Source organism: Nocardia farcinica, from assembly GCF_029867845.1.
In the GTDB taxonomy this organism is placed as follows: Bacteria; Actinomycetota; Actinomycetes; order Mycobacteriales; family Mycobacteriaceae; genus Nocardia; species Nocardia farcinica_A.
Window position 1 is genome coordinate 1 of the sequence record NZ_JARWRU010000734.1, and the last position, 10,711, is coordinate 10,711.

Consider the following 10,711-nt stretch of genomic DNA (forward strand, 5'->3'; position numbering starts at 1 on the left):
TTAAATATTTTTGCGGGGTGATTTATTTGGTTTGGTGGGGGGTCATTTTCCGGTTGTTTTTATTCGGTGCCCCGCCGCCCCTCCCTTCCGTAGGGGCCCGGCCGAGGCGGTCGCGTGGACGTGGATTTCGTGCGCGACCTGCCTCGTCGCGTGGACGTTCGACCATAACCCTCATGATCCCCGGCCTGCGCGCGGATTGTCACCCCGGTGGGGGATGTGGAACACCGCCGAGTGCGATCACGGGACAATCACGACGGCCCGCGACCGCGCTCGAGTGGGTGTTTGCCGGGCCGAATGTCGTCGGCAATGATTCGGCAACTCGGTATCTTCGCAAGCTTGGCAAACTTTCGGAGCCCAATTGGCAAGAGGCGGGCAAACTCTCGGCCGAGCTGCTACTGTCGGGAACGCGGGGGTCGCCCTCGCCAGGTGTTCTCACCTCGAGCCCGACGGCGATGACAACGCACAGGAGAGTGGCGCGCTACCACCAGGCGCACGGCGGGAATCGGAAGTTGGTCACCGCATTCCGGTGCTAGTCAGACGATCCGGGAATCAGTTGTCTCGTTTTCGACGCAGCAAAGGAGCTAGTGCCGTGGAAGTTGATGTGACGGGAGCTGTGTGGCGGAAGAGCTCATACAGCGGCCCCGACGGGAACTGCGTGGAAGTCGCGTTCCTCGACGACGGCAATGTAGCGGTTCGCGACACGAAGGACGGGGGAACGGGCCCGGTGCTCGCCTTCACGCCGGGCGAATGGGACGCGTTCGTCAACGGCGTTTTCGCGGGGGAATTCCACCGCAGCTGAGAACCGCCCGCGCCGAACGGTGAGCAGGCGGCCCCGAGTCCGGCGTGACGGCTCGGGGCCGAGCGTGCTCGACGTGCCCATCTGCCCCGAACAGGTGAGTTCGGGGGCGGTCAGTTCGGGGGACAGGAGTTCGGTGCAGCCGGGTTCGGGGGAGTGAGGTTCGGACGGGCGGGCCGGTGCCATAAATTCGGGTCATGGATCGGATGGCCGCGCAGGACGCGACGATGTTCTGGTTGTCGACGCGCAGCCACAACGACCTGTTCCTGCTCTACGCCTTCGCCGATCTCGGCCGCCCGGCCCGCGAGTTGCGCGCCCTGGTGCGCGACCGCGCCGCCGGTGTTCCCGACCTGCGCGTCCGCGTCCGCGAGGTTCCGGGTGATCTGGCCTATCCGGCCTTGGCGCCGTGCGATTTCTCCGACGAGCAGTTCGTCGAACATCCGGCCCCCGGAGACTGGGCAGGACTGCGCGCGGCGGTCGGGGGACTGCTCGGCACCGGCGTGGACGCGACCGTCAGCCCGTGGCGCGTCCACGTGTTCCGCGGGGTGACCGGCGCGCCGATGTGCCGCACACCCGGCGAACCAACCACCGTGTCCGTGCTCCAGATCTCCCACGCCCTGGTCGACGGTCGGCGCGCCGCCGAGGTGGCCAGGCAGTTGTTCGCCGCCGCAACCGAATCCGGGACCGCCGCCGCAACCGCACCAGGCGCGCAGCCGCCCCCTCGGCCCGTGCCCGGCAGCCGGCGCGGGGCGGGGGCCCCCCGCCGCCGGGGGCGGCGGGGGCCCCGGGGGGGGCCCGGCGGACGGTCATGGCCGGGTCGTGCCGGGCTTGCGGGTCACGGGTTTACAAATTCGGTGATTTGTCTAGACAGCCGACAGTCCGGCTCGTATTGTCCATCCTGTATGTAATGCGCATCACATGCGTGCACAGAGGGAGACGACGATGTCGACTGATGCCGATGCGACCGAGCGGACCGCCGAGCTGTCGGCCTGGCGCGACCGCAAGCGCTACTACTGGCTGTGGGGCCTGTTCGTCCCCACCGGACTGTTCACCATCGTGCTGCCCGCGGTGTGGGCGCTGAACGAACTCGGTCTGCCCGCCGCGGCCCACCTGCCGTTCTGGCTCGGCCCGTTCCTGCTCTACCTGGTCATCCCGCTGGCCGACCGCTTCATCGGCCCGGACGGGGAGAACCCGCCGGACGAGGTGCTCGCCCACCTGGAGAACGACCGCTACTACCGCTACCTGACCTACCTCTACCTGCCCTTCCAGTACGCCGGGCTGGTCATGGCCTGCTACCTGCTCACCGCGGGCGATCTGAGCTGGCTCGGCATCGACGGCGGCCTGCACCTGGCCGACAAGATCGGCCTGACCGTCACCATCGGCCTGGTCGGCGGCATCGGCATCAACACCGCGCACGAACTCGGCCACAAGAAGGTCGATCTGGAGCGCTGGCTCTCGCGCATCGCGCTGGCCCAGACCGGCTACGGCCACTTCTACATCGAACACAACCGGGGCCACCACGTGCGCGTGGCCACCCAGGAGGATCCGGCCAGCTCGCGGCTGGGTGAATCGTTCTGGGAGTTCCTGCCGCGCACCGTCAAGGGCAGCCTGGTCTCGGCCTGGCGGCTGGAGAAGGCGCGGCTGGAACGCCTCGGCACCGGCCCGTGGACCTGGCGCAACGAGGTGTTGCAGGCCTGGGCGATGACAGTCGCGTTGTACGCGTTGCTGGTCGCGGTCTTCGGCATCGGGCTGCTGCCCTGGCTGCTGGTGCAGGCGGTGTTCGGGTTCAGCCTGCTCGAGGTGGTCAACTATCTCGAGCACTACGGCCTGGCCAGGCAGCGCACCGGCTCCGGGCGCTACGAGCGGCCCGCGCCCACGCACAGCTGGAACAGCGACCACCTGGTCACCAATGTCTTCCTCTACCACCTGCAGCGGCACAGCGACCACCACGCCAATCCCACCCGCCGCTACCAGACGCTGCGCAGCTGGGACGGCGCGCCGAACCTGCCCGCGGGCTACGCCACCATGATCATGCTGGCCTACGTTCCGCCGCTGTGGCGCCGGGTGATGGACAAGCGGGTGCTGGCCCACTACGACGGCGACGTCACCCGGGCGAACATCCATCCGCGCACGCGCGAGCGGGTGCTGGCCGCCTACGGCGCGCAGGACGCGCGATGAGCGCGTTCCGCTGCCCGGTGTGCGAATACGTCTACGACGAGACCAGAGGCGATCCGCACGAGGGATTTCCGGCGGGAACTCCGTGGGAATCGGTGCCCGACGACTGGTGCTGCCCGGATTGCGGTGTTCGCGAGAAAATCGATTTCGAACCGATGGGAGCGACGGGATGACCGAATACAAGCTGTATCAGTGCGTGCAGTGCGGCTTCGAGTACGACGAGGCGAAGGGCTGGCCGGAGGACGGCATCGCCCCCGGCACCCGCTGGGAGGACATCCCCGACGACTGGAGCTGCCCGGACTGCGGGGCGGCGAAGGCCGATTTCTTCATGGTCGAGATCGAGCGGTCCTGAGGTGGCAGGCCGCGGGCCGTCCTCGCCCTACCAGGAGGCGACCAGGGAACTGCTGCGCGCGTCGATCCTGGACGCCATGCGCGCGCTGCTGCTCGAACGCGACTGGGCCAAGATCACCGTCGGCGACGTCGCGGCCAGGGCCGGGGTGAGCAGGCAGACCCTCTACAACGAGTTCGGCTCGCGGGCGGGGCTGGCGCAGGCCTACGCCATCCGGCTGGCCGACGATCTGGTCGATCACGTCGGCACCGCGGTGGCGGCGAACGTCGGGGACGCGCGCGCGGCCATCCGCGAGGGGCTGGCCGGTTTCTTCCTCGACGCGGCCGCCGACCCGCTGGTGTGCTCGCTGCTGGCCGGTGCGGCCAAGCCGGACCTGCTGCGGCTGATCACCCTGGACGCGGGCCCGCTGGTCGAGCACGCCACCGCCAGGCTGGCGGCGGTGTTCGAGCACAGCTGGGTCGAGGCCGGCGCCGCGCAGGCCGACGTCCTCGCCCACGCGCTTGTGCGCATCGCGCTGAGTTACATCCCGAATCCGCCCGGTCCCGGCCGCAACGGACCGGCCGAGCTCGCCGATTTGCTGACTCCCTATGTGGACGGCATCCTCGCCGCCCGCGAGGCCGGTTGACCATTCGACGAATCGACCCGCTTTGCATTGCCCGACGTATGCTGTACGTTTAAACTTCGAGCCGTGGCGGCCGGCGCACCGACCGGCCGGATTGTAACGGCGCCCACCTTTCCAGGGGTAGTGGCCCTGTAACGGCAGGTGAGCCTGTATGTATTTCCTTGAAAAGTCGGGTAGTTCATCAAGCGGGGCAGGATTGCAAACGGACGGCAAATCGGCGCTTGCGCGGGATCCCAAACGTCACCTGTGGGTGCTCGGCCTCGTCGCCCCCGCCTCGGCACTGCTGCCGTCGCAGCTGGTGCTCCGCACGGGCATGGAGGTCTTCTGGTGGATCGGGCCGGTCATCGTCCTGGTGATCATCCCGATTCTGGACTGGCTGGTCGGTGAGGACGGCACCAATCCGCGCGAGGAGGACTACGAGGCGCTGTCCAACGACCGCTACTACCGCTGGTGCACCTTCCTGTTCCTGCCCGTGCAGATGATCGGCCTGCTGGTCGCCTCGGCGATGTGGGCGGGCGACGAGCTGAGCCTGCTCGACAAGGCGGGCCTGGCCACCACGCTCGGCCTGGTCAGCGGCATCGGCATCAACGCGGCGCACGAACTCGGCCACCGCTCGGAGCGGCTGGAGCGCTGGCTGGCCAAGATCGCGCTCGCCCAGTCCGGCTACGGCCACTTCTTCGTCGAGCACAACCGCGGTCACCACGTGCGGGTTGCCACCCCCGACGATCCGGCCAGCGCCAGGATGGGCGAGTCGCTGTGGGAGTTCATGCCACGCAGCGTGGTCGGCGGCTTCCGCTCCGCCATCGGCCTGGAACGCGACCGGCTGGCCAGGCTCGGTCTCGGCTGGTGGTCGGTGCACAACCACATCCTGCAGGCGTGGTCGATGACGATCGGCCTGTTCGGCGGGCTCATGCTGGTCTTCGGCTGGCACATCCTGCCGTGGCTGCTGATCCAGGCCGTGATCGGCATCGGCCTGCTGGAGACGGTCAACTACGTCGACCACTCCGGGCTGCTGCGCGCGCGGCGCCCGAACGGCCGCTGGGCGCGCTGCTCGCCGCGCGACAGCTGGAACAGCGACCGGTTGGTGACCAACATCTTCCTGTTCCATCTGCAGCGTCACAGCGATCATCACGCAAACCCCGGCAGGCGATACCAGACCCTGCGCAGCTCCGATGTCGCTCCGCAGTTGCCCGCGGGCTACGCGACCATGATTCTGTTCGCCGCCGTGCCGCCGTTGTGGCGGGCGGTGATGGATAAGCGGCTGCTCGCCCACTACGGTGGCGACATCACCCGCGCCAATATCGCGCCCCGCAAACGCGCCAAGATCCTGTCCGAGCACGGCGTGCTCGTCTGACCGGCGCGACGACGGGGGCCGTGTGTGCAGGTGCGGCGCGACCCGCCCGCCGGGCGGCGCTAGCCTTGCAGCGGTACAGCCGAACCAGGAGAGGCAGATGACGACCTCAGAACTTCCCGCTCGCACGACCCCGACCGCGGATGTCCGCAACGGCATCGATTTCAAGGTGGCCGATCTCGCTCTGGCCGATTTCGGCCGCAAGGAGATCCGGCTGGCCGAGCACGAGATGCCCGGCCTGATGGCCCTGCGCCGCGAGTACGCCGACGTGCAGCCGCTGAAGGGCGCGCGCATCTCCGGCTCGCTGCACATGACCGTGCAGACCGCCGTGCTCATCGAGACCCTGGTCGCCCTCGGCGCCGAGGTCCGCTGGGCCAGCTGCAACATCTTCTCCACCCAGGACCATGCCGCCGCCGCGGTCGTCGTCGGCCCGCACGGCACCGTCGACGAGCCGAAGGGCGTGTCGGTCTTCGCCTGGAAGGGCGAGACCCTGGAGGAGTACTGGTGGGCGGCCGAGCAGATGCTCACCTGGCCCGGCGAGCCGGCCAACATGATCCTCGACGACGGCGGCGACGCCACCATGCTGGTGCTGCGCGGCGCCCAGTTCGAGAAGGCCGGAGTCGTCCCGCCCGAGGACGCGAACCACTCCGCCGAGTACAAGGTCTTCCTCGACCTGCTGCGCGAGAGCCTGCGGACCGACAAGGGCAAGTGGACCGCCATCGCCGAGAGCGTCCGCGGCGTCACCGAGGAGACCACCACCGGCGTGCTGCGCCTCTACCAGTTCGCCGCCGCCGGTGAGCTGGCCTTCCCGGCGATCAACGTCAACGACTCGGTCACCAAGTCCAAGTTCGACAACAAGTACGGCACCCGCCACTCGCTGATCGACGGCATCAACCGCGGCACCGACGTGCTCATCGGCGGCAAGAAGGTGCTCATCTGCGGCTACGGCGACGTGGGCAAGGGGTGCGCGGAGTCGCTGGCAGGCCAGGGCGCGCGCGTCCAGGTCACCGAGATCGACCCCATCAACGCGCTGCAGGCGCTGATGGACGGCTTCGACGTGGTCACCGTCGAGCAGGCCATCGCCGACGCCGACATCGTCATCACCGCGACCGGCAACAAGGACATCATCACCCTCGACCACATGCGGGCGATGAAGGAACAGGCCATTCTGGGCAACATCGGCCACTTCGACAACGAGATCGACATGGCCGCCCTGGAGAACTCCGGCGCCACCCGCCTCGAGATCAAGCCGCAGGTCGACCTGTGGACCTTCGACGACACCGGCCGCTCGATCATCGTGCTGTCCGAGGGCCGCCTGCTCAACCTGGGCAACGCCACCGGCCATCCCTCGTTCGTGATGTCCAACAGCTTCTCCAACCAGGTCATCGCGCAGATCGAGCTGTGGACCAAGCCGCAGGAATACGACAACGAGGTCTACCGCCTGCCCAAGCACCTCGACGAGAAGGTCGCGCGCATCCACGTGGAGGCCCTCGGCGGCACCCTCACCAAGCTCACCAAGGACCAGGCCGAGTACATCGGCGTGGACGTCGAGGGCCCGTACAAGCCGGAGCACTACCGGTACTGATGGCACGAGATCAGGTGCTGGTCGCACTGGAGGGCCTCGACGGCGCGGGCAAGCGCACGCTGACCGACGCCGTCGTGGCCGACCTCGGCGCGCGGGGGGTGCGGGCGGCCACGCTCGCCTTCCCGCGCTACGGGCGCTCGGTGCACGCGGATCTGGCCGCCGAGGCGCTGCACGGCGCGCACGGCGACCTCACCACCTCGGTCTACGCCATGGCCCTGTTGTTCGCCCTCGACCGCGCCGACGCCCGCGACGAGCTGTCGAAAGCCCTGGCCGCCAACGACATCGTGATCCTGGATCGCTATGTCGCCTCCAACGCCGCCTACAACGCGGCCAGGCTGCACCAGGACGCCGACGGCGAGATCGTCGGCTGGACAGCGGATCTGGAGTTCGGCCGCTTCGGCCTGCCCGAGCCCGACGTGCAGCTGCTGCTCGACGTCGAGCCGGAAGTGGCGGCCGAACGTGCCCGCAGGCGCACCGAACTCGATGCCGACCGGCCGCTGGACGCCTACGAACGCGACGGGGGGCTGCAGAAGCGGACCCTGGCGGTGTACCGTGAGCTCGCCGAACGGAACTGGCACGGACCGTGGTGGACTTGTCGGCCCGAGGACGATCCGGCGGCGCTGGCCGCCCGTCTGGCCGAGATGATCGCTCGATAATGTTCGTTGGGATTTACCGGTTCGCTCGTGCCGATTCGGCTGTTCTCGGTATTCACGCGACCCACGATTATTCGGCTGCTCGCCATTATTTGGCGTGGCGGCCCGAATCACGACCGGGAGATGACAACATATAACCATGAAGCCGAAGATTCTGGTCGTCGACGACGATATGGCGCTCGCCGAGATGCTGACGATCGTCCTACGCGGGGAGGGATTCGACCCGCACGTGGTCGGCGACGGCACGCAGGCGCTGGCGGCGGTCCGTGAGATCCGCCCCGACCTGGTCCTGCTCGACCTGATGCTGCCCGGCATGAACGGCATCGATGTGTGCCGCGTGCTGAGGGCCGACTCTGGTGTCCCGATCGTGATGCTCACCGCCAAGACCGACACGGTCGACGTGGTGCTCGGCCTGGAATCGGGCGCCGACGACTACATCGTCAAACCCTTCAAGCCCAAGGAGCTCGTCGCCCGGGTGCGCGCGCGGCTGCGCCGCACCGTGGAGGAGCCCGCCGAGCAGCTCCAGATCGCCGACATCCTCATCGACGTGCCCGCCCACAAGGTCACGCGGGCGGGCCAGCAGATCTCGCTGACCCCGCTGGAGTTCGACCTGCTGGTCGCGCTGGCCCGCAAGCCGCGCCAGGTCTTCACCCGTGAGGTGCTGCTCGAGCAGGTCTGGGGCTACCGCCACGCCGCCGACACCCGGCTGGTGAACGTGCACGTGCAGCGGCTGCGCGCCAAGGTGGAGAAGGACCCGGAGAACCCGGAGATCGTGCTGACCGTCCGCGGTGTCGGCTACAAGGCCGGACCGCCGTGATCGATGGGAAGCGTCCCGCCTCGCGCGGGGTGATTCCACGACTGGAACGGTCGCTGGCCCCGATCGGTGCCTGGTTCACCGATCTGGGCACCGCCCTCGGCCATCTGTGGCGGCGTTCGCTGCAACTGCGCGTCATCGTCTCCACGCTGACGTTGTCGCTGATCGTCATCACCATCCTCGGTGTCGTGCTGACCAGCCAGATCACCGATCGCCTGCTCGACGCGAAGGTCAACGCGGCCGAGGAGGAGATCGACCGGGTCCGCGTCGCCGTCGAGGACAAGGTGGCAGGCATCTACGACATCGATCCGCTGCGCAAGGCGCTGATGGACGCGCGTAACGAGGTGTCCAATCGCGGCGGCTCCGGCCGTTCCAGCGGCGCGGCGGGCAGTTTCGACACCGCCCTGATCGTGATCGGCGGCTCGGCCCAGCAGGCCGAGGCCGGACCCGTCTCGGAGGTGCCCCCCGAACTGCGGCGCTTCGTGCAGCGCAACCAGATCAGCTACCAGTTCGCCACGGTCAACGACCCGGACGGCTATCACGGGCGCGCGCTCATCATCGGCAGCCCCAGCGCCGAGGTGCCGACGCTGGAGGTCTACCTGATCTTCCCGCTGGCCAACGAGGAGAGCAGCCTGGCGCTGATGCGCGGCACGATGATGATCGGCGGCCTGGTGCTGCTCGTGCTGCTCGCGGCGATCACCGCGCTGGTCACCCGGCAGGTGGTGCTGCCGATCCGGTCGGCCGCGCGCATCGCCAGCCGCTTCGCCGACGGACGCCTCAAGGAACGCATGCTGGTGCGCGGCGAGGACGACATGGCGCGGCTGGCGCAGGCCTTCAACGAGATGGCCGAGAGCCTGTCGAACCAGATCACCCAGCTCGAGGAGTTCGGCAACCTGCAGCGCCGGTTCACCTCCGACGTCAGCCACGAGCTGCGCACCCCGCTGACCACGGTCCGCATGGCCGCCGACCTGATCCACGGCTCCAGCGACCAGCTCGATCCCGCGCTGACCCGCAGCGCCGAGCTGCTGGTGACCGAACTCGACCGGTTCGAGAGCCTGCTCAACGACCTGCTCGAGATCAGCAGGCACGACGCGGGTGTGGCCGAGTTGCAGGTGGAGTCGCTGGATGTGCGGATGTGCGCGCGGGCGGCCATCTCCACCGTGCGCCATCTGGCCAAGGACGCGGGTGTCGAGGTGGTCACCGACCTGCCGGAGGATCCGGTGGTGGCCGAGGTCGATCCGCGCCGGGTGGAACGGGTGCTGCGCAACCTGCTCGCGAACGCCATCGACCACAGCGAGGGCAAGCCGGTGCTGCTGCGCATGCGCGGCGACACCGACACCAACGCCGTGGCCTTCGTGGTGCGTGACCAGGGCGTCGGCCTTCGCCCCGGCGAGGACAAACTGGTGTTCAACCGCTTCTGGCGCTCGGACCCCTCCCGGATGCGCCGCTCCGGCGGCACCGGCCTCGGCCTGTCGATCAGCGTCGAGGACGCCAACCTGCACGCGGGCAAGCTGGAGGCCTGGGGCGAACTCGGCGTCGGCGCGAGCTTCCGGCTCACCCTGCCGATGGTGCGCGGCCGCAAGATGGGCACCAGCCCGCTGCCGCTCGAGGCCGCCGTCCGCAGGCAGGCCCCGCGCGCCTCGGACCCGGTGCCCATCGAGGGCGACCCGGTCGAACTGCCGACCGTGCCGATGCACCGGCCCGCGCCGCGCGCGAGCGCGCCGTCCGGGGCGAACGGCACGTCGGCCGACAGCGGCGCCGCCGCTGCCGAAGGCGCGTCGAGTGGTGACAGCGCGACGGACGGCAGCGCGGGGACGGACTCACCGGGCAACGATCCCGACGGTGGCGGCGCCGAGGCCGGCGGCTCGTCCACGGGTGGCGTCCCGGGCGGCGAGGAGGGAAGCGCGACGAACGGCAGCCAGGTGTTCAGCGAACGCGGAGGTGAACCGACATGACGATGTGCGTCGGCCGGTCGTCCGGTCGCGTCGGCCGGTGGCGTCGGCCGCTGGGACCGGCCGGGCTGTTGCTCGTCGTGCTGCTCGTGCTCACCGGTTGCGCCAGCCTGCCGGAGTCCTCCGCGCCGCAGGCGCTGCGGACCATCGACCGCGAGCCCGCCGCCGAGGGCCCGACTCCGCCGATCGCCGGTCGTGACCCGGACCTGCTGTTGCGCGACTTCCTCACCGCCACCGCCGACCCGACCAGCCGCCATCTGGCCGCCCGCCAGTACATGACGCCCTCGGCGTCGGCGCAGTGGGACGACACCGCGGGCACCACCATCGTGGAGCGCCCGGACACGCTGCTGGAGTCCCGGGACGGCACGAGGGCCACCTACCGGATCCGCGCGCAGCGGGTGGCCGAGCTGTCCG

Annotated in this window: 11 protein-coding genes and 1 pseudogene; all 12 read left to right on the forward strand. The window is 69.2% G+C overall.

What is annotated here, in order from left to right; all coding sequences use genetic code 11:
- Positions 1-589: 589 nt before the first annotated feature.
- On the forward strand, positions 590-799 hold the full coding sequence (locus QH283_RS15995) for a DUF397 domain-containing protein (protein WP_280503782.1): 210 nt from the start codon (positions 590-592) through the stop codon (positions 797-799).
- Between the two features lie 194 nt (positions 800-993).
- Positions 994-1,704, forward strand: a complete 711-nt coding sequence (locus QH283_RS16000) for a wax ester/triacylglycerol synthase domain-containing protein (protein ID WP_280503783.1) — start codon at positions 994-996, stop codon at positions 1,702-1,704.
- Between the two features lie 34 nt (positions 1,705-1,738).
- The gene (locus tag QH283_RS16005; RefSeq protein WP_280503784.1) at positions 1,739-2,974 is read left to right on the forward strand and encodes an alkane 1-monooxygenase; all 1,236 of its coding nucleotides are present in this window, start codon (positions 1,739-1,741) and stop codon (positions 2,972-2,974) included.
- The gene (locus tag QH283_RS16010) at positions 2,971-3,144 is read left to right on the forward strand and encodes a rubredoxin (RefSeq protein WP_280503785.1); all 174 of its coding nucleotides are present in this window, start codon (positions 2,971-2,973) and stop codon (positions 3,142-3,144) included. The genes QH283_RS16005 and QH283_RS16010 overlap by 4 nt, the downstream gene beginning before the upstream one ends.
- Positions 3,141-3,323, forward strand: a complete 183-nt coding sequence (locus QH283_RS16015; protein ID WP_280503786.1) for a rubredoxin — start codon at positions 3,141-3,143, stop codon at positions 3,321-3,323. The genes QH283_RS16010 and QH283_RS16015 overlap by 4 nt, the downstream gene beginning before the upstream one ends.
- A gap of 1 nt (position 3,324) precedes the next feature.
- Entirely contained in the window at positions 3,325-3,945 is a 621-nt protein-coding gene (locus QH283_RS16020) for a TetR/AcrR family transcriptional regulator (RefSeq protein ID WP_280503787.1), read from the forward strand.
- Between the two features lie 148 nt (positions 3,946-4,093).
- A complete protein-coding gene (locus tag QH283_RS16025) occupies positions 4,094-5,296 on the forward strand; it encodes an alkane 1-monooxygenase (protein WP_432420740.1) in 1,203 nt (400 codons plus the stop codon).
- 97 nt (positions 5,297-5,393) lie between these two features.
- Positions 5,394-6,878 carry an adenosylhomocysteinase gene (ahcY, locus tag QH283_RS16030; protein WP_280503789.1) on the forward strand — a complete coding sequence of 495 codons (1,485 nt, stop codon included), beginning with the start codon at positions 5,394-5,396 and terminating at the stop codon, positions 6,876-6,878.
- Positions 6,878-7,534: a dTMP kinase gene (locus tag QH283_RS16035; RefSeq protein WP_280503790.1), complete on the forward strand. Its 657-nt coding sequence runs from the start codon at positions 6,878-6,880 to the stop codon at positions 7,532-7,534. Before ahcY ends, QH283_RS16035 begins: the two co-directional genes overlap by 1 nt.
- Positions 7,535-7,670: 136 nt before the next feature.
- Positions 7,671-8,348, forward strand: a complete 678-nt coding sequence (gene mtrA, locus QH283_RS16040; protein WP_280503791.1) for an MtrAB system response regulator MtrA — start codon at positions 7,671-7,673, stop codon at positions 8,346-8,348.
- Positions 8,345-10,300, forward strand: a complete 1,956-nt coding sequence (gene mtrB / locus QH283_RS16045) for an MtrAB system histidine kinase MtrB (protein WP_432420741.1) — start codon at positions 8,345-8,347, stop codon at positions 10,298-10,300. Before mtrA ends, mtrB begins: the two co-directional genes overlap by 4 nt.
- Positions 10,297-10,711, forward strand: a pseudogene (locus tag QH283_RS16050) (MtrAB system accessory lipoprotein LpqB); the annotation flags it as partial. The gene mtrB and the pseudogene QH283_RS16050, both read left to right, overlap by 4 nt.

Bases quoted from the DNA above. Each gene is read 5' to 3' on its own strand.
- QH283_RS16015 (WP_280503786.1), top strand. From the start codon at position 3,141: ATGACCGAATACAAGCTGTATCAGTGCGTGCAGTGCGGCTTCGAGTAC.
- mtrA (WP_280503791.1), top strand. From the start codon at position 7,671: ATGAAGCCGAAGATTCTGGTCGTCGACGACGATATGGCGCTCGCCGAG.
- ahcY (WP_280503789.1), top strand. From the start codon at position 5,394: ATGACGACCTCAGAACTTCCCGCTCGCACGACCCCGACCGCGGATGTC.
- QH283_RS16000 (WP_280503783.1), top strand. From the start codon at position 994: ATGGATCGGATGGCCGCGCAGGACGCGACGATGTTCTGGTTGTCGACG.
- QH283_RS16010 (WP_280503785.1), top strand. From the start codon at position 2,971: ATGAGCGCGTTCCGCTGCCCGGTGTGCGAATACGTCTACGACGAGACC.
- QH283_RS16035 (WP_280503790.1), top strand. From the start codon at position 6,878: ATGGCACGAGATCAGGTGCTGGTCGCACTGGAGGGCCTCGACGGCGCG.
- QH283_RS16005 (WP_280503784.1), top strand. From the start codon at position 1,739: ATGTCGACTGATGCCGATGCGACCGAGCGGACCGCCGAGCTGTCGGCC.
- QH283_RS16025 (WP_432420740.1), top strand. From the start codon at position 4,094: ATGTATTTCCTTGAAAAGTCGGGTAGTTCATCAAGCGGGGCAGGATTG.